Raw genomic sequence first — 18474 nt, 5'->3', positions numbered from 1 at the left:
TCTAAGGTCCCCAAGTTATGGCTAAGTGGGAAAGGATGTGAGGATCCCAAAACAACCAGGATGTTGGCTTAGAAGCAGCCATCATTTAAAGAAAGCGTAACAGCTCACTGGTCTAAATAAGGGTCTTTGCGCCGAAAATGTAACGGGGCTAAAGCCATACACCGAAGCTGTGGATTTACTCTTATGAGTAAGTGGTAGCGGAGCGTTCCGTAAGCCTGTGAAGGCGGACCCGTGAGGGCCGCTGGAGGTATCGGAAGTGAGAATGCTGACATGAGTAACGATAAAGGGAGTGAGAGACTCCCTCGCCGAAAGTCCAAGGGTTCCTGCTTAAAGTTAATCTGAGCAGGGTTAGTCGGCCCCTAAGGCGAGGCCGAAAGGCGTAGTCGATGGGAACCACGTTAATATTCGTGGACCTGTGGGAAGTGACGGATCGCGTAAATTGTAATGTCTTATTGGATTGATGTTGCAGTGAAGCGGTTCCAGGAAATAGCTCCCACATATAGACCGTACCCGAAACCGACACAGGTGGACCGGTAGAGAATACCAAGGCGCTTGAGAGAACTACGTTGAAGGAACTCGGCAAATTGCACGCGTAACTTCGGAAGAAGCGTGACCCTTATTCGGGCAACCGGATGGGGGTGGCACAGACCAGGGGGTAGCGACTGTTTACCAAAAACACAGGGCTCTGCGAAGTCGCAAGACGACGTATAGGGTCTGACGCCTGCCCGGTGCTGGAAGGTTAAGAGGAGATGTGCAAGCATTGAATTGAAGCCCCAGTAAACGGCGGCCGTAACTATAACGGTCCTAAGGTAGCGAAATTCCTTGTCGGGTAAGTTCCGACCTGCACGAATGGCGTAACGACTTCCCCGCTGTCTCCAACGTAGACTCAGTGAAATTGAATTCCCCGTGAAGATGCGGGGTTCCTGCGGTTAGACGGAAAGACCCCGTGCACCTTTACTATAGCTTTACACTGGCATTCGTGTCGGCATGTGTAGGATAGGTGGTAGACTTTGAAGCAGTGGCGCCAGCCATTGTGGAGTCATCCTTGAAATACCACCCTTATCGACATGGATGTCTAACTGCGGTCCGTTATCCGGATCCAGGACAGTGTATGGTGGGTAGTTTGACTGGGGCGGTCGCCTCCTAAAGAGTAACGGAGGCGCGCGATGGTGGGCTCAGAACGGTCGGAAATCGTTCGTCGAGTGCAATGGCATAAGCCTGCCTGACTGTGAGACTGACAAGTCGAGCAGAGTCGAAAGACGGTCATAGTGATCCGGTGGTCCCGCGTGGAAGGGCCATCGCTCAACGGATAAAAGGTACGCCGGGGATAACAGGCTGATGACCCCCAAGAGTCCATATCGACGGGGTTGTTTGGCACCTCGATGTCGACTCATCGCATCCTGGGGCTGGAGCAGGTCCCAAGGGTATGGCTGTTCGCCATTTAAAGCGGTACGTGAGTTGGGTTCAGAACGTCGTGAGACAGTTCGGTCCCTATCTGCCGTGGGTGTAGGAATATTGACAGGATCTGTCCCTAGTACGAGAGGACCGGGATGGACGTATCTCTGGTGGACCTGTTGTGGCGCCAGCCGCATAGCAGGGTAGCTATATACGGACGGGATAACCGCTGAAGGCATCTAAGCGGGAAACCCACCTGGAAACGAGTATTCCCTGAGAACCGTGGAAGACGACCACGTTGATAGGTCAGGTGTGGAAGTGTGGCAACACATGAAGCTTACTGATACTAATCGTTCGATCGACTTGATCGTTCCCATTACCCATATTTATTCAAAAAATATTATCTCAAATAAATCCAGCTTCTTGAAACTTTGATGAGCTTCGCCGACCTGGTGGTTATGGCGGAGCGGCTGCACCCGATCCCATTCCGAACTCGGCCGTGAAACGCTCCAGCGCTGATGGTACTTTGTCTTAAGGCACGGGAGAGTAAGTCGCTGCCAGGTCTGCAAAACTCATCAAATATTAAATTCTCTCACGACAATGGCAGTCAATGCCAAATTATTAATTTAAAAACAGGCTCATTCCTTACAGCCCAAAATATTTGACGCGGGGTGGAGCAGCCCGGTAGCTCGTCAGGCTCATAACCTGAAGGCCGCAGGTTCAAATCCTGCCCCCGCAACCAAATCCCTATATATGATCATGTAACATTATCGCTGGCGCGAAGACTTCATCTTCGCTGGCGATGGGAGCTCGTCGTTCGTAACCTCACCATAACCTGAAGGCCGCAGGTTCAAATCCTGCCAACGTAACCAAACATTAAAAAAAGCCCCTAACTATCAAATGGTTAGGGGCTTTTTGCATTCTTAAATCTCCTTATAAAAAGAAATTAGGGCAGGGCAGACCGCCAACAGTCAAATCATCTCACAGGCGCACCGGTAAGGAAGCCATACAGAAATATCATTTTAAATCAGGTTTTACTTCTAGAAACTCAGCAATATCGTTCATTGGGCCAAGCTCAATGTCAAAATATTCTAGTTTATCTGTACTGTTGGCTTTCCATACAAATCGATATTCTTTTTGGTAGAGATATCGAAAGTGCTTATAAAAATATGGATTAAAATTTTGAGGATTTGCAAAATATGGATCATAATAAGTTACGTTGCCTGTTTGAACCTCAGCATGAGGCAATTGTTTTTTTACAGCATCCATAAATCTGGTGCTAAATTTCTTTATGTCTTTAATTATTAAGGCTGCATTAGCTTCGAAGTCTTTAAAGAGCCTTGCATCATATTCCTCAGCACAGCTGGACTTGCCCGTATTTATTAGAGAGCCAATTCTTTCATTTTTTGTTTTTCGGTTTCGAATTGAATAGGTGATTTATATCCAAGAGCGGAATGTTTTCTGATTGGATTATAAAACCCGTTTATATATTCGCCAATAGCTTTTATGGCCTGTTTGCGTGTCTGGAAGACCGTCATCCAGATGAGTTCCGATTTGATTGTCTTGAAGACCGTCTCAACCATGGCATTGTCATAGCAGTTTCCCTTGCCGCTCATTGATGCCACAATAGCGTTATCTTCAAGCACCTTGCGATAATCATGGCTGGCATATTGGCTGCCCCTGTCACTGTGATGGATAAGATCCAAAGCCGGATTGCGCAGAGCAATAGCTTTCTTCAAAGCCCGAATTGGCAATTCCTTTGTCATTCGTTCCCCTATATCCCAGCCGATAATCCGGCGTGAATATAAGTCAACAACAATAGCAAGATATAACCAGCCCTCAGTCGTCCAGATATAACTGATATCAGCACCCCATTTCTGGTCTGGCCCCTCGCATGTGAAGTCTTGATCCAGAAGATTGGGGGCAATCGGATGATCGTGATGACTATCCGTCGTCCGTTTGAAGCGTGTTTTCTGGCGTGCCTTCAAGCCATTTTCCCGCATCAATCGTGCTACGCGATGGCGACAGACAACGATGCCATCATCGCATAGTTGAGCATATATACGCGGGCTGCCATAGCTTTGACGCGAGAGTGAAAAACAATCGCGAATATGCGCCAACACAATCATATCATCAAATTGCCGGCGGCTGGGAACGCGGTGTTTCCATGCATAATAACCGCTGACACTGACACCGGCCAGTCGACATAAACGCGGCAGAGACATAACGGCCTTCTCGCGATCAATAAAGGCAAACTTCATCGATTTGTCTCCCGTGCAAAGAAGGCCGTTGCTTTTTTTAAAAGATCGCGTTCCTGTCGCAGGATTTCATTTTCTTTACGCAAACGCGCAAGTTCTAACCCCATATCTTCGTGCGGGCCAGCAAGAAGGCTTTCCTCCCTGAAAACACGACGCCAGCGTTCAAGGGTTGATTTGCCTATTCCTAGCTCATCTGCAACAACACAAACACTGCGACCACTGGTCGAAACAATCCTTATGGCCTCGCGTTTGAAATCTTCACTAAATGCTCGTCGTTTCAATGCTCTTACTCCTGTCGCTATATTTTAACAGAAGCTCTCCACTTTTACAGGGCAAGTCCAGGTCTTAACTTCGTAGTTTTATAGAGCTCGTTGGGTCCTGCTTGTTCTATAAGTTCCATGTGTTCCACATGATCCGCCGCCTTGTTCTGGCGGTAGAGGCGCAAGCGCAATTGGTAGAACCGTAACTAAGTAAGACAATAGGCCATCTTTTATCTTTATCTCTCTATACACATGGCAATGCCCATGCCGCCGCCGATGCAGAGGGTTGCCAGTCCTTTATGGACGTCACGGCGCTTCATTTCGAATAATAGTGTATTGAGAATACGCGCGCCTGATGCGCCGATCGGATGGCCGATGGCGATGGCGCCACCATTGACGTTGACTTTTTCCGGATTAAGTTTCAGCGTATTGCATACAGCCAAGGCTTGTGCGGCAAAAGCTTCATTGGCTTCAATAAGGTCAAGATCGGCAATTGACCAACCTGCTTTCTCCAAGGCTTTTCTGGTCGCAGGGATAGGGCCTGTTCCCATGATTTCAGGTGCAACACCGGCGGTTGCCCATGAGGTAATGCGGGCAAGGGGAGTAAGTCCGCGTTTGAGGGCATCCTCTTCACGCATCAACATAACGGCGGCAGCGCCATCATTAATGCCGGAAGCATTGCCTGCAGTAACGGTTCCCTCTTTGTCAAAAGCCGGACGCAGCTTTTCCATTTGTTCAAGGGTGGCACCGTGGCGGATATATTCGTCTTCTGATACGACAATGTCACCTTTGCGCGTTTTGACTGTTACAGGAACAATCTCGTCTTTGAAATGACCGGCTTTTTGTGCTGCCTCAGCCCTGTTTTGGGATTGTACGGCGAAATGGTCCTGATCAGCGCGGCTAATAGAAAATTCGCGCGCAACATTTTCAGCTGTAATTCCCATATGGTATTTGTTGAAAGCATCGGTGAGACCATCCTTGATCATGGTATCTACCATAGCGCAATCACCCATTTTGATGCCTGTCCGCAAAAGTGCGGCATGTGGTGCTTGTGACATGGATTCTTGGCCACCGGCAACGATAATATCGGCATCACCCGATTGTAGTTGCTGCATACCAAGTGCAATAGAGCGTAAACCCGATCCACAAACCTGATTGATACTGATGGCCGTACTTTCCTGCCGGCAGCCGGCTGCGATTGCAGCTTGGCGAACCGGATTTTGTCCGGCAGCAGCTGTCAGAACATGGCCGAAGATAACTTCGTCAATTTCATCAGGCCGGATGCCGGCACGTTCCGCAACAGCGCTGATAACGGCAGCACCAAGCTGATGGGCGGATAATGTCGATAGGGCGCCATTGAATGAGCCGACAGGCGTGCGGGCAGCCGATACGATGACAACGGCGTTTTTATGGTCTTTTGTCATATGAATATCCTTGGAAAGAAAATCGGCTTGGGGAAGTCCCCAAGCTTTAAAAGGGTAAGGCGTGTCGTACGGTATTCAATTACAAGGCAATGCTAAACGCAGCTTGCGTTTTGGCTTTGATTTCCTCGACAGAGACACCATCGGCCAGCTCGATCAGCGACATGGATGTTTTTCCACCTGATTTCTCGAAAGAAAAGACGCCCAGATCTGTGATGACAATATCAACGCAGTTTTGACCGGTCAGTGGAAGGTCGCATTTTTTTAACAGCTTCGGCTGCCCTTTGGCTTCATGCTCCATGACCACGACAACGCGCTTGACACCGGCTACCAGATCCATGGCGCCCCCCATGCCTTTGACCATTTTTCCCGGAATCATCCAGTTGGCGATATCGCCTTGTTCGGATACCTGCATGGCACCGAGAATGGATAGATCGATATGTCCGCCACGGATCATGGCAAAACTGTCAGCGCTTGAAAAATAGCTGGTCGTTGGTAACTCTGTAATGGTTTGTTTGCCAGCATTGATAAGATCAGCATCTTCTTCGCCTTCATAAGGGAAGGGGCCCATGCCGAGCATACCGTTTTCACTTTGCAATGATACATCCATGCCCGCGGGTATGTAGTTGGAAACGAGAGTGGGAATACCAATGCCCAGATTTACATAAAAGCCGTCGCGCAGTTCTTTGGCCGCCCGTTTGGCCATATCATCTCTTGTCCAAGCCATAATTATTGTCCTCCCCCGTTGCGGGCGCGTATTGTGCGTTGCTCAATGTGTTTGACAGGATTTGGTTCGTGCACAATACGGGATACATAGATGCCCGGTGTATGGATATGATCAGGGTCGATTTCGCCCGGTTTTACCAAGTGCTCGACTTCGGCAATGGTTGTTTTGGCCGCAGTTGCCATAACCGGATTGAAGTTACGGGCTGTCTTGCGATAGACCAGATTGCCTTCAAGGTCGCCTTTCCATGCATGGACAAGGGCGATATCGGCAAAAAGACCAGTTTCCATTACATAGGTTTCACCTTTGAACTCTTTCAGTTCCTTGCCATCGGCAATGATGGTGCCAACGCCTGTCTTAGTGTAAAAGGCAGGGATGCCCGCACCACCTGCACGAATACGCTCAGCCAGTGTGCCTTGTGGATTGAATTCAAGCTCCAGTTCGCCGGAAAGGAATTGTTCGGCAAAGAGCTTGTTTTCCCCGACATAGGAAGAAATCATTTTCTTGATCTGGCGTGTTTCCAGCAAAATACCAAGACCGATTCCATCAACCCCTGCATTATTCGATACGACAGTCAGGTTTTTAACGCCTGAAAGTTTAACAGCTTCAATCAATGTTTCCGGTATGCCGCATAATCCGAAGCCCCCACACATGATCGTTTGACCATCTGCCAGTAAGCCCGATAACGCTTCAACCGCATTTGCATATTGTTTTTGCAATTCAGCCTCCCTGCTCGTGATGCATTCAGTTAAATTACGCTTGAAAAATGGCCCTCATAAGTAGTATTTATACGTAATATTTGTTATTCTCGAATAAGACCGTATTGTCTAAATGCATAAGCCTTTGACGTTTTACATGGATGAAATTCCGGTTCCGGTTGTTTATGCGGTGCATCGCATCATCCGTGATTGTAATGCGCAATTTGCCAATCTTTTCGGTTATGAGCGTAATGAGATTGTTGGTGGCAGCTTTGCCCGCCTTTATCCGGCGATTGCCGATTTTATCCGGGTCGGCAAAGTATGGAGCAAGCATTTTGCCGGTGCGATGATCTATTATGATGAACGTATTATGGCCAATGCAGCAGGGGAAAAATTCTGGTGTCAGGTCAATGGCCGTTCCTATCATCAGGCTGATCCATTTGCCGAGGCGCTTTATTGTTTTCAAGCGATGAGCCGCCCAGTGGCGCAGGCGCAGGACAGGTTGACTGAACGCCAATTGCAGATTCTTACCCTTGTCGCCCAGGGGAAAACATCCGCCGATATTGCGCTTGAGTTAGGCTTGTCGAAACGCACGGTGGAGACGCATAGGTTACGCATTGCCCGCTTGACCGGCGCCAGAAATACAGCCGAACTGATTGCACATTTTTCACGATAAAATTGACTTTATCCGGATATGAGACATCGCCCAGTAGCTGCATTGCTCACATGGTCAGCAGATCAATCTTTCATATTGGAAATTCGGATAACGGCATAGGCATAGCGCCTGAGGAAAGAGGGGGTACTTTTCTACCCTTTGTATGTTTCAAATCGGGGAACGATAAACCCGGCACCGGTATAGGACTATCACTTGTGCAAATGATTATCGATATATAGGATGGGTCAATCACAGTCATGGACAATGATATGGGCGGGACTACATTTCAAATAAGCCTGCCTCAATAAACATTTTGATTGATCGTGGACATTCTTACAATTTTGAAAGCAGGTTCTGACTTGCTCATCCCTCAAAATATCATGCTACCGCCAAACGCAAAATTATTCTGATAGTGCCATAAATATGATGTCAGTCATATGAACGATGTAGGTATTTATCAATGGGATAATCAACTCTTAATATAAATTGGTGGCTTACTAATAATGCACTTTCTAATCGATTTCGCATATTGGTTGTATATTCATTAGTTAAAGGTAAACTTAGTCCATAAACAGCCTCATTCAGAAATTGATGCAATTTAATAACATCTGAACGAGGCACTTTAAATTCAAGGCCGATTGTATTTGGTCCATTTGATAGATCATTCATAGCATTATATCTATTTGAAAAATCCAATCCATCATCCCAATTAAACCCTGTTATAATAGGAAACTCCCATTTTTCGATGCGCTTCAACACTTCTTTTGTTATATAACTTATCCCTTCAAGTTCTTTTTTTGAAAAGAACATTATGACCTGATCATCATTGATATTGTATATTTTCATAATCACCTGTTACGCTGTTTTTTATAACTATTGTACGTATTCTAACATACAAATAGCAGTTCTCCCTTGCCCTAAATCTCGTACAGCTGATGGATTATTCATAATACGTTCTGCAAAATTAGCATACTGTTCATTTGTGGGTGTTCCGATGTTTTTAAGTTTTTGAATATGTTATTGATATTAAAGACCACTTTCAATCTTTTTAGAATCATTTTTAGCATTATTATTAGATTTATTAGAATTACTATTTGAATCATTCCCATCACCATCAGGACTTATAGGTTTTGTATTTCCTGAATCAGAATTTGTTATCGACGGTGGCGTTTTATTATCATTATCTTTTGAGTTATCCGTAGGTTTAATAGGCTTGTTATGATAAACAATTGTTGTGTTTACCATGACAGCCGTATTTTCCAGCTGTTGTATAAACGTTTCTTGTGCTTTTCTTTCTAATACACTGGCATCATTGAAATGCGTTGTCTTTCTATTTCTTACTTGATGACAACGGAATAAAACCAATGAATCATAAATCAACCGAAATAGGAATCCTCAAAATTAACAGACCCTGAACCTAGTCAAAATATAAATTAAAAACATTATTTATATAGAATATATAATATATTATTATAATATATCTATTTCATTTATATACTGAATTAATATATTTGACATTTTCATGTATTTAGCAGATTCAACGAGAAGTAATTTACTTTTTTATTTATTTTACCGTTATATTCATTCAGCGGGGCTATTAATAATTCTAAGGCTATACCCGGTTCACCAGCATGTACCAACTCGCTAACATTTTTTTGTATCATCTGGAAATTCAAAATGTAGATTTTTTAGCACATTTAATATCTTTATTGACACGTCCATTATCAATTATCCTTTTGGATAAGCTGTAATTATTCCTTCACCGTATGGTTCAACTATTACTTTAATGTTTATACTACCCACCAAAGGCAAAGTTATTTTGACAATGTCACTGACAATGATATTTTCTTTGAAATCGTTGATCGTATCGGCATGAATGTCCAAATTGCCGCGCGTGTTTATCACGTTCAAATCAAAACCATAAAGATATCCAGCTGTTAGGGGGCAATTCCCCCTCCTGTTATTTCTACACAATTTAAAAAATCATTTCAATAGTTCATTTAATTCCTCATAGTATGAAAGCAAATATTCCAGTTTCGTTTTCCATGTGGAAATTGTATCACCATATTCATTTCTAAAAAACAATTCACTTAATTCAATATTAAACATTAAAACATCATTTAAATTAAATTTTTCTGAAAAAAACATCATGTTTTGTAAATATACATATTCATTTACTAAATATACAGACCAAGATGAATACCAGTTTGAATTATCTGGATTGCCAACATTAACGAGAAAGTAACTTTTTTTTCTCTTCAATAGCAATTCTATAGTCCTCTTCCATGATTTATAATAATCATGCTCTTTGTAGAAGGTAGAGCTGGCTGTAAACGATTCTTTAAAATCATTAATAATTATAGTGCCATCTAAATACTTTTTTTTATTATCTTTTAAGGATAATCTAAACATTTTCAATCACCTCCCCTAATAGTTAAATCGCTATTATTAGTTCCTAATCTCTTTCCATTTCTGTCAAACATTTTCCAGTCATCCGTTACTTTATGTCTATCAGAATCTCTAGTTATAAAGTTTCTTCCATTTGTAAATATCTGTTGCTTATGAGAATCAAATGGTACTTTTTGCGCTGGAATTCTTCTACCATAACCAAGGTCATTGGCTCGTTGTCTATCTTGCTTGTTTTATTCACCGCGACTAACATTGTTATTATCATCTTGATCATCGGGATCAGGACTTGCAGGCGTTGTTTTTCAACCGTCACTTGATAACAAACGGAATAAAACTGTCATGCTGACTGATATAGAGACGGTCATGTGCTGCCGGACAGCACAAGAAGAATACACATTATGAAGAGGTTATTTTCAATAATATTGTTGACTAGTTACACTTAACGAATACTGCACATAAACCATCACCGCCAAGCGGATGATTTCGGGCGACGTTTTGTAATATTTGAAAGGATCTGACTTGCTCATCCTCTAAAAATATCAAACCACCTGCAAAATACAAAATTATTCTGACTAGGCCATCTATATTAATTCTTCTTTCTTCTGAGGTTGTCCAACCACTCTTTTTGTCATTCATTTCGGGTTGCTTTTTTGTTTGGGTTCAACCGGTTTATTGTTATATACGATCTGGACGCATTGCCTCTTTGGTTGGCAAATTGCTGTGTAACGGTGGCGAAAAGGTTGCATTTTAAGAGGAGAAAATTGTAATGGCTATTCAATATATCAAACGCGGTAAGTCTGAAACAGAACGCGGCAGTGATGATCTTAAGGTGCGTGAGATTGTTGAAGCCGGATTGCGCGATATTGCCGAAAATGGTGATAAGGCCGTGCGCGCGATGAGCGAGAAATTTGATAAATATTCGCCAGCTTCGTTTAAGCTCAGCCAGAAAGAAATCGATGACCTAATTACGCAGGTTTCTCCCGCCGATATTGAAGATATCAAATTTGCCCAAGCACAGGTGCGTCGTTTTGCAGAAGCGCAACGTGCCAGTATGTTGGATGTCGAGGTTGAGACATTGCCCGGTGTCATTCTTGGCCATAAGCATATTCCTGTTCAATCGGTCGGCTGTTATGTGCCGGGTGGCAAATATCCTATGGTTGCTTCGGCCCATATGTCGGTGCTGACGGCTTCTGTTGCCGGTGTGCCGCGTATCATTGCCGCTACGCCTCCTTTCCATGGTGCGCCCAATCCGGCTGTTATTGCGGCGCTTCATATGGCCGGCGCCCATGAGATTTATGTCATGGGGGGAATACAGGCTATTGGTGCTATGGCTCTTGGTACAGAAACAATTGATCCGGTTACGATGTTGGTTGGCCCGGGTAATGCTTTTGTCGCAGAAGCCAAGCGTCAGCTTTATGGCCGTGTGGGTATTGATCTTTTTGCCGGTCCGACAGAGACGATGGTGATCGCCGACGATACTGTGGATGGTGAAATGGTTGCGACAGATTTGTTGGGGCAGGCTGAGCATGGTTTGAATTCTCCGGCAGTACTTGTTACCAATTCGCGTAAGCTGGTTGATAGTACCTTGGCGGAAATAGATCGTCTTTTGAAAATCCTGCCAACCGCAGAATTGGCATCTGCCAGCTGGCGTGATTATGGCGAGATTGTTCTTTGTGACAGTTATGAAGAAATGTTGCAGGTTTCGGAAGATATTGTTTCGGAACATGTGCAGGTCATGACTGATCGCGATGACTGGTTCCTGAACAATATGACACAATATGGTGCTTTGTTCTTGGGGCCTAGAACCAATGTTGCCAATGGTGATAAGGTGATTGGTACCAACCATACATTGCCGACCAAAAAGGCCGGTCGTTATACAGGTGGTCTTTGGGTGGGCAAGTTTTTGAAAACCCATTCCTATCAACGGATCATGACAGATGAAGCGGCTGCCAATATTGGGCGTTATTGTTCACGGCTTTGTTTGCTTGAAGGCTTTGTTGGACATGCCGAGCAGGCTAATGTGCGGGTGCGTCGTTACGGCGGTGATAATGTCGAATATGGAAAGGCGGCCCGATGATCGCCATACTGGACTTTTCGAAAGTCTCAATCAAGGACTTCGTATTGTCTTCGTGTGGTGACGATAGATATGGTTATTCCTAAAATAGATGGATCTATATAAGTTTTTATCGGTTTTCTGAATGGATATACAGGTTAATCTGTAGAGATCGTTTTATTGCTTATTTTAGGAAAACAACAATGCCAATCAAGCTCTCTGCCCGTGTCACAAAGCTTAAACCCTCTGCCAGTATTGCAGCGAAAGCCCGTGTCAGGGAGCTTGAGGCTCAAGGACGCCATATTGTTGATTTTACGATTGGCGAACCGGATTTTTCTACGCCTGATGCGATTACGGCAAAAGCTATCGATGCATTGAAGGCGCATGATACACATTACACGGCAACAGCCGGTACAGATGCCTTGCGTGAAGCGATCTGTCGTAAATTTCAACGTGAAAACGGCGTATCTTTCGACAAGAATAATATTGTTGTCGGCATTGGTGCCAAACAGCTTATTTTTGAAGCGTTTGCGGCTACCCTTGATGAAGGTGATGAAGTTATTATTCCAGCTCCTTATTGGGTTTCCTATCCTGATATTGTTGAAGTCAATGGCGGCGTGCCGGTCATTGCTGTCTGTGGTGAAAACAATCATTTCAAACTTTTGCCCGATCAGCTGGAAAAGCTTATTACGCCACGTACAAAATGGCTGGTTCTTAATTCACCGTCCAATCCAACCGGTGCTGTTTATTCCGAGGCCGAGTTGAAGGCTTTGCTGGATGTTTTGCGCCGGTATCCCGATGTTGCCATTATGACAGATGATATCTATGAGCATCTAACCTATGATGGTATTCGTCATGTTACGCCGTTGAAAGTCGATCCATCCTTTGCCGATCGGTGCTTGCTGATTAATGGTGTCTCCAAAGCCTATGCCATGACTGGCTGGCGTATCGGTTATGCAGGTGGCCCCAAGGCGCTGGTTGCAGCCATTGTCAAGTTATTGGGACAGAGCACGACCTGTGCAGCGGCTATGTGTCAGGCAGCTGCGGCAGCTGCTCTTGACGGCGATTTCAAGCCGGTTGAGGCAATGCGCGCTGTCTATAAACAACGGCGTGATTTGATTGTAAAGTTGTTGAATGATGTCGATGGCATTTCATGTCTTACACCTGAAGGTGCTTTCTATGTCTATCCCAATGTTGCAGGATTGATTGGTAAAAAGACACCGTTAGGACAGATATTGGCCAATGATCTTGATGTGACAATGTATTTTCTGGATGTGGCCAATGTTGCTGTTATGGATGGCACTTCTTACGGCTTGTCGCCTTATCTTCGCTTGTCTTTTGCAACATCGCTGGAAACAATTGAAGAGGGTTGCAAGCGTATCAAGGCGGCTTGCGAGAAGCTTTCGTCCTGATCATTCTAAAAAGACAAAGGCCCTGAATGGGCCTTTTATATTTTTTAAAGACCGGCTTCTTTTTTGAGCGCGATCAGTCCCAGCAGAACTTTGTTGCGTTGTTCTTCAAGGTCTTTAATCGTTCTTTTTCCGGCTTCTTCATGGACACCGGCAATGACCTTTTGGCGTAAATTTGCATCCAGCTCCGGATTTTTCATTTTTATGAATTCCTCATTCCATAGATCACCAAATTGATCAAGGAAATGAGCAAGCCCGCCGGTGCCGCCGCCAAGGTGATAAAGCAGGTTAGGGCCCATAACACCCCAGCGTAGACCGGGGCCGGATTCTACAACGGCATCGACATCGGAAACACTGATAACATCTTCCTGTATTAGCCAAAGCACTTCTTTCCAGAGCGCCCATGCAATACGGTTGGCGACATGGCCGGGAAGCTCTTTTTTGATCAGGACGGCGCGTTTGCCCAGATCATTATAAAAAGTGGTCATGCGTTCAAGGATGGCGGGCGTTGTTTTGCTACCACCGACTATTTCAACCAGCGGCATGATATGGGGAGGATTAAACGGATGGGCGATCAGAAACCGTTCGGGATGGTTGTGGATGGCTTTTTGCATATCGCTCATCGGGATGCCGGATGTACTGGAAGCAATCGGTGTACTGGGATCAACCAGATCATCGATCTGGGCAAATAGCTGTTGTTTGAAAGAGAGGTTTTCAGGCCCGTTTTCATGAACAAAATCTGCGTTTTCCAATGCCGTTTCAATATTGTTTGAAAATTGGAAATGTGCCAATGCCTCTTCTTGTTTAACTGTAGATTGGGGTAGGCTTTTCCAGTTTTCTTTAATGAAGCTGACAATCTTTTCATCGGCCTGTTTGTCAACATCATAGGCAGTAACATGAAAGCCGTTAGCCAGATAAAAAAGTATCCAGCTTTTACCGATGGTCCCTGTGCCGATGACTGTAATGTTTTTAATAGCCATTTTGTTTTCCTATTATTATTGACGGTTCAAAGTAATCAGGTGGCTGTCCAGCCGCCATCAATAGAAATATGGGTACCGGTGATCGAACCCGAAGTTTCTTGTGCCAGAAATACGGCTGTTGCCGCGACTTCTTCGATTGTGACGAACTTTTTTGTCGGCTGCACTGCTAGCATGACATCATTGATGACCTGCTCGCGGGTCATGTTGCGGGCTTTCATTGTGGCGGGAATCTGGTCTCTGACCAAAGGCGTCAATACATAACCGGGGCAGATCGCGTTGACAGTAATATTATCTTGCGCCACTTCCAGTGCCGCTGTTTTTGTCAGGCCGATCACGCCATGCTTTGCCGATACATAGGCCGATTTGAAGGGAGAGGCGATCAGTCCATGGGCGGATGCTGTATTGATGATACGGCCGAATTTTCTTTTTTTCATACCTGGCAGCGCACAACGCATTGTATGAAAAACAGATGATAACATAATGGCGATGATCATATTCCATTTATCAACTGGAAATTCATCGATTGGAGCAACATGCTGGATACCGCCATTATTGATGAGGATGTCGATACTGCCCAGCGTAGCTTCTGCTTCCGCAACCATTTTTTCGATTTCGTCAGGTTTCGTCAGGTCAGCGGGTGAATAAAGCGCTTTGACACCATAGTCCTGTTCGAGCATCTTGCGCTCTTCTTCGATTTGCGCGGGTTCACCGAAACCGTTGATGACAATATTGACACCTTCTTTGGCAAAGGCTTTTGCGTAGCCAAGGCCGATACCACTGGTGGAACCTGTAATAAGAGCATTCTTACCTTTGAGCATTTTTCCCTCCTTGATGCGTTTCATTATAATATCATCGCAACATAGATCATTGGAAAGATAAAGTCTGGTATATTTTAAGTGATAATTGTTGTTTGCTATGGACGGGCGATGGCTGAGATATCCGTGTCAAGGCCATGCCTACAGAGTGTGTCAGCCGGGGGAGGAGGGTTCTATATAAAACGGCCTATGCGATATTGCTGACTTTACAGTTTAACGAAGCAAAACACATGAAATGCGTTTTGGTTGCATAAATAAATAATTTTTTTTGTGCAACCAAATGGGTGGCTTGGCGTTTTCCCTTCATTGCAAGCGGGGAAATTATTATGCCTTTTACAACTAAAAACACCACTCGAATTGTGCCTTCTTTTATAGTTTTGGCGCTGTCATCAACCTTTATTCCAATGGTCGCTTCAGCTTCCGAAAACCTTGGAAAGCAAGATTGGACAAGTGGTCAACATATTTATGACAATACAAGATTTGAGGCATCCGACGGATACACGCTGAGGTTTAGTAAGGACGGAACGTCATTTTCTGGTCACTCGGTTAATATTAGCGGTCAGATCGGGCTTGCCGTTGAAGATAAAGCACGGGCAACAATATCAGGAAATAGTCTTATAAGCGGCAGTTATATCGGTCTTCATGTTTATGGCGGCATGGTCGTTGTCGGGGGGGGCAGTGTCATTCAATCATCGGGCGATACAGCTGTATATGTTGGCGGTGGCGGTTCGCTATTTTTTGACGGTGAAAGCGGGCGGGTTATAGTAGAAGGTCAGCAGATTGGTTTGGGAACTAATTCTGGTGGCTCAATGGTTACGCCAACGACTATAGAAGGCAGTAATGTCGAGATCATTGGATATGGAACAGGTCTTCAAGTCATAAACGGTATCAATCGTGTTAATTTGAGCAACGTTAAAATTCAGGGAGGGAGTATCGGATTACATGTCAGCGGTAGAGGCCTCAAAGCAGGTAGCCAGGTTGAACTGAATAATTTCAAGATTAATGCGGTGGGTGTAGGGGTTCAGAGCGAGCTTGGCGGTATTGTCCATCTTCAAAATGGAATTATTGAAACATCGAGTGATGCTGGTTATGGTATATATTCACAATTAAAGGATTCACAAGTCTATATTGATAATGTAAGCGTCAAGACGATAGGCAATGGTGCGCGTGGGCTTTTAACCAATAGTGATGGTATCAATGGCGGTTATATCTATGCCCGTAACTCCAGTGTTTCGACGCTAGGTAAAAGTGCCCATGGCGTACAAAGTAATGCCGGTGGCTCGCTTATTGATCTTGAGAAGGTTAATATCAAGACCGAAGGGGAAGCTTCGTTTGGTCTTTTTGCTGCAATCGGTTCCATCAATATGACCGGTGGTACTGTAACGACCACAGGTCAAAACTCATCTGCTGTCTATGCCCAAAAAACCGGAAATATCAAGTTGGATGGAACTATCGTAAAAACCGATGGTGTCGGTTCGCATGGTATAGTTGTTTCACAAGGTGGACAAGTTACTCTGAAAGACGTTTTTGTTGCCTCCAATGGTGCTGATGCAAACGGAATTGTTTTTGTCAAACCTCAACTTGAGGATGAGGGAACAATCTATCAGGGTACTGTTTCTTTAAACAATAGTTTTATTACCGCAGAAGATGGCTATGCAATCAGTTCGAAAAATGGCGGGATTGCCAGTTTGTCAATATCAGGCGGCATGATGGCAGGAAAAAAGGGCCTTTATGAATTGATATCTTCAGAAAATATGCAGGATTTTAATGCCGGTCTTGATCTTGTCGCAGATAATGGCGCTGTTGTTTTCGGGCGGGGGCTTGTTAAACATAATGCTATCAATACAGCAAAGCCTGTGGTCAATATTAGTCTTTCGGGTGGTTCGGTATGGATGATTGATGGTAATACATCGCTCAGCAATTTGTTACTTGATACATCCAGCCTGACTTTTGTTCAAAATAATTTTGAAACCGATCAGGATAGTTTTGTTTATCTTGATATTACTGGTGACTACCGTGCCAATAAAGCATCTATGTTTTTTAATGTCGGTAAATCGGCCCAAAATACTTTGCAGACTGATCGTATTATAATTCATGGAAATGTTTATGGGCAGACGAAGATTTACGTAAAAAATCGTGGAACCCTCGATCATCTAGAGAAAAATAATAATATGAATATTATTTCGGTTACAGGAAGTACCGAATATGGCTCTGATAGTTTTTCTTTGGCTGGTGATTATCGTTATAAGGGCGAAGATGTAATCGCTGGTGGTGCTTATATATACCGCATGAGCTATACCGCAGACGATGGCCAACGCTGGTATCTTCAAATGGTAACACTGGGAGAATCAGGCAGTAAGGAAAGCGGAGCTATTGAATCCGGGTCGGGCTCAGTAACGGTTTATGGCGCCGCCACCCCGCTTTATGAGACATATCCGCAAATCCTTTTGGCTCTGAACCAGACCGGTAGTATGCATCAGCGTATTGCTGCACGCCAGTGGATAGATACGGCTCTTGATGGGGCTGCAGCACAGCAGACCGGATTCTGGATACAAATGGATGGTTCGACGGCTAAATTTTCACCCGGTAGTACAACCGGAGCCGGCTATGATGTTGATATGGTGCGTACAAAAATGGGCCTTGATTTTGGTCTTGCTGAAAATGACCAAGGTTCATTGATTGGTGGTTTGTATGTCCAATATGGTCATGCCCGTGCCGATATATCTTCGTCTTTCGGGCAGGGTTCCATTAAAACAGACGGCTATGGTTTAGGCGGAACGCTGACATGGTATGGAAATAACGGGTTTTATGTTGACGCAGTGGCACAGGCCATGTGGTTTGATAGTTCTATTTATTCGCGCAGTCGTCATGGTGAAAACGGGTTTGACCGCTATATGGCCGGCGGTAATCAGGGATTTGGTTATCTCTTGAGTCTTGAGACAGGCAAGCGCTTTGAAATATCGCAATCATGGTCGGTGACGCCACAGATACAGTTGACCTATAACAAGGCTGATTTTGATCGCTTTGAGGATTTTGTTGGTGGTGATGTCCGTTTGAAGAATGCCGAAAGTCTAGTCGGGCGTGCCGGACTGCGGTTCGAGCATGATCAGGATTGGATTGGTGATGACGGCAAGGCGCGTCATTTAAAGCTCTCAATTAGTAGTAATCTTTATTATGATTTTATGGATGGTACCAAGGTGAGTGTCTCTAATGTTGATTTTCATAGCAAAAATAAAAAAGCGCAAGGGGGCGTCGCTGCTGGCATCGACTATAGTTGGCATAATGGTACTTATGCGCTCTATGGCGAGTTAGAAGCCCGTTCGTCCTTTAATGATGCCGTTGATAATTACCAGCTGGCCGGTACTGTCGGGTTTCGTGCCAAATTTTAAAGGATATT

Annotated in this window: 14 protein-coding genes, 1 tRNA gene and 2 rRNA genes (1 of these 17 cut by a window edge); 7 read left to right on the top strand and 10 right to left on the bottom strand. The window is 44.6% G+C overall.

From position 1 onward, the window contains the following. From ACYZ97_RS07415 to ACYZ97_RS07405, 3 genes are all read left to right on the top strand, one after another. Positions 1 to 1766 (top strand): 23S ribosomal RNA (locus ACYZ97_RS07415) (it extends 1043 nt beyond the left edge of the window). A gap of 77 nt (positions 1767 to 1843) precedes the next feature. Further along, positions 1844 to 1958: ribosomal RNA gene (gene rrf, locus ACYZ97_RS07410) — 5S ribosomal RNA — on the top strand. Between the two features lie 102 nt (positions 1959 to 2060). Further along, positions 2061 to 2137: transfer RNA gene (locus ACYZ97_RS07405), tRNA-Met, on the top strand. Between the two features lie 275 nt (positions 2138 to 2412). Here ACYZ97_RS07405 and ACYZ97_RS07400 read toward each other — a convergent pair. The 5 genes from ACYZ97_RS07400 to ACYZ97_RS07380 form a co-directional block, all read right to left on the bottom strand. Further along, complete coding sequence (locus ACYZ97_RS07400; protein WP_473297832.1) at positions 2413 to 2664, bottom strand: hypothetical protein; 252 nt, start codon at positions 2662 to 2664, stop codon at positions 2413 to 2415. A 113-nt stretch (positions 2665 to 2777) separates the two neighbouring features. Continuing rightward, positions 2778 to 3934, bottom strand: a protein-coding gene (locus ACYZ97_RS07395; protein ID WP_473297831.1) for an IS3 family transposase whose coding sequence is annotated in 2 segments (ribosomal slippage) — positions 2778 to 3673 and positions 3673 to 3934 — 1158 coding nt in all. Because the reading frame shifts where the segments join, the coding sequence is not laid out codon by codon here. A 215-nt stretch (positions 3935 to 4149) separates the two neighbouring features. Beyond that, positions 4150 to 5337 carry an acetyl-CoA C-acetyltransferase gene (locus tag ACYZ97_RS07390; RefSeq protein ID WP_473297830.1) on the bottom strand — a complete coding sequence of 396 codons (1188 nt, stop codon included), beginning with the start codon at positions 5335 to 5337 and terminating at the stop codon, positions 4150 to 4152. 79 nt (positions 5338 to 5416) lie between these two features. Further along, complete coding sequence (locus tag ACYZ97_RS07385) at positions 5417 to 6061, bottom strand: 3-oxoacid CoA-transferase subunit B (protein WP_473297829.1); 645 nt, start codon at positions 6059 to 6061, stop codon at positions 5417 to 5419. A 2-nt stretch (positions 6062 to 6063) separates the two neighbouring features. After that, positions 6064 to 6777, bottom strand: coding sequence for a CoA transferase subunit A (locus tag ACYZ97_RS07380; RefSeq protein WP_473297828.1), 714 nt, complete (start codon positions 6775 to 6777; stop codon positions 6064 to 6066). A gap of 136 nt (positions 6778 to 6913) precedes the next feature. On the opposite strand from ACYZ97_RS07380, the gene ACYZ97_RS07375 reads away from it, so the two are divergent. Further along, positions 6914 to 7432: a PAS and helix-turn-helix domain-containing protein gene (locus ACYZ97_RS07375; RefSeq protein WP_473297826.1), complete on the top strand. Its 519-nt coding sequence runs from the start codon at positions 6914 to 6916 to the stop codon at positions 7430 to 7432. 408 nt (positions 7433 to 7840) lie between these two features. Here ACYZ97_RS07375 and ACYZ97_RS07370 read toward each other — a convergent pair whose 3' ends face one another. The 3 genes from ACYZ97_RS07370 to ACYZ97_RS07360 form a co-directional block, all read right to left on the bottom strand. Continuing rightward, positions 7841 to 8257, bottom strand: coding sequence for a hypothetical protein (locus tag ACYZ97_RS07370; protein WP_473297825.1), 417 nt, complete (start codon positions 8255 to 8257; stop codon positions 7841 to 7843). Between the two features lie 180 nt (positions 8258 to 8437). Further along, positions 8438 to 8791: a hypothetical protein gene (locus ACYZ97_RS07365; RefSeq protein ID WP_473297824.1), complete on the bottom strand. Its 354-nt coding sequence runs from the start codon at positions 8789 to 8791 to the stop codon at positions 8438 to 8440. A gap of 603 nt (positions 8792 to 9394) precedes the next feature. Beyond that, positions 9395 to 9823 carry a hypothetical protein gene (locus ACYZ97_RS07360; RefSeq protein WP_473297823.1) on the bottom strand — a complete coding sequence of 143 codons (429 nt, stop codon included), beginning with the start codon at positions 9821 to 9823 and terminating at the stop codon, positions 9395 to 9397. Between the two features lie 763 nt (positions 9824 to 10586). On the opposite strand from ACYZ97_RS07360, the gene hisD reads away from it, so the two are divergent. Both hisD and ACYZ97_RS07350 read left to right on the top strand, forming a co-directional pair. Then, positions 10587 to 11897, top strand: a complete 1311-nt coding sequence (gene hisD / locus ACYZ97_RS07355) for a histidinol dehydrogenase (RefSeq protein ID WP_473297822.1) — start codon at positions 10587 to 10589, stop codon at positions 11895 to 11897. A 179-nt stretch (positions 11898 to 12076) separates the two neighbouring features. Next, complete coding sequence (locus ACYZ97_RS07350) at positions 12077 to 13285, top strand: pyridoxal phosphate-dependent aminotransferase (protein ID WP_473297821.1); 1209 nt, start codon at positions 12077 to 12079, stop codon at positions 13283 to 13285. Between the two features lie 44 nt (positions 13286 to 13329). Here the strand turns inward: ACYZ97_RS07350 and ACYZ97_RS07345 are convergent, their stop codons facing one another. Together ACYZ97_RS07345 and ACYZ97_RS07340 are read right to left on the bottom strand one after the other, a co-directional pair. Beyond that, a complete protein-coding gene (locus ACYZ97_RS07345) occupies positions 13330 to 14262 on the bottom strand; it encodes a 3-hydroxyacyl-CoA dehydrogenase NAD-binding domain-containing protein (RefSeq protein ID WP_473297820.1) in 933 nt (310 codons plus the stop codon). A 35-nt stretch (positions 14263 to 14297) separates the two neighbouring features. Further along, positions 14298 to 15080: a 3-hydroxybutyrate dehydrogenase gene (locus ACYZ97_RS07340; protein WP_473297819.1), complete on the bottom strand. Its 783-nt coding sequence runs from the start codon at positions 15078 to 15080 to the stop codon at positions 14298 to 14300. A gap of 323 nt (positions 15081 to 15403) precedes the next feature. Here ACYZ97_RS07340 and ACYZ97_RS07335 point away from each other — a divergent pair, with 323 nt between their 5' ends. Further along, the gene (locus ACYZ97_RS07335) at positions 15404 to 18466 is read left to right on the top strand and encodes an autotransporter family protein (protein ID WP_473297818.1); all 3063 of its coding nucleotides are present in this window, start codon (positions 15404 to 15406) and stop codon (positions 18464 to 18466) included. Positions 18467 to 18474: the final 8 nt, after the last annotated feature.

The organism is Bartonella sp. bp_1 (genome assembly GCF_055808085.1).
This window is presented reverse-complemented; position numbering and strand designations above follow the sequence as displayed.

Coding starts and splice junctions, on each gene's coding strand:
- ACYZ97_RS07400 (WP_473297832.1), bottom strand. CDS start 2,664: ATGGATGCTGTAAAAAAACAATTGCCTCATGCTGAGGTTCAAACAGGC.
- ACYZ97_RS07390 (WP_473297830.1), bottom strand. CDS start 5,337: ATGACAAAAGACCATAAAAACGCCGTTGTCATCGTATCGGCTGCCCGC.
- ACYZ97_RS07385 (WP_473297829.1), bottom strand. CDS start 6,061: ATGGCTTGGACAAGAGATGATATGGCCAAACGGGCGGCCAAAGAACTG.
- ACYZ97_RS07375 (WP_473297826.1), top strand. CDS start 6,914: ATGGATGAAATTCCGGTTCCGGTTGTTTATGCGGTGCATCGCATCATC.
- ACYZ97_RS07370 (WP_473297825.1), bottom strand. CDS start 8,257: ATGAAAATATACAATATCAATGATGATCAGGTCATAATGTTCTTTTCA.
- ACYZ97_RS07360 (WP_473297823.1), bottom strand. CDS start 9,823: ATGTTTAGATTATCCTTAAAAGATAATAAAAAAAAGTATTTAGATGGC.
- hisD (WP_473297822.1), top strand. CDS start 10,587: ATGGCTATTCAATATATCAAACGCGGTAAGTCTGAAACAGAACGCGGC.
- ACYZ97_RS07350 (WP_473297821.1), top strand. CDS start 12,077: ATGCCAATCAAGCTCTCTGCCCGTGTCACAAAGCTTAAACCCTCTGCC.
- ACYZ97_RS07345 (WP_473297820.1), bottom strand. CDS start 14,262: ATGGCTATTAAAAACATTACAGTCATCGGCACAGGGACCATCGGTAAA.
- ACYZ97_RS07340 (WP_473297819.1), bottom strand. CDS start 15,080: ATGCTCAAAGGTAAGAATGCTCTTATTACAGGTTCCACCAGTGGTATC.
- ACYZ97_RS07335 (WP_473297818.1), top strand. CDS start 15,404: ATGCCTTTTACAACTAAAAACACCACTCGAATTGTGCCTTCTTTTATA.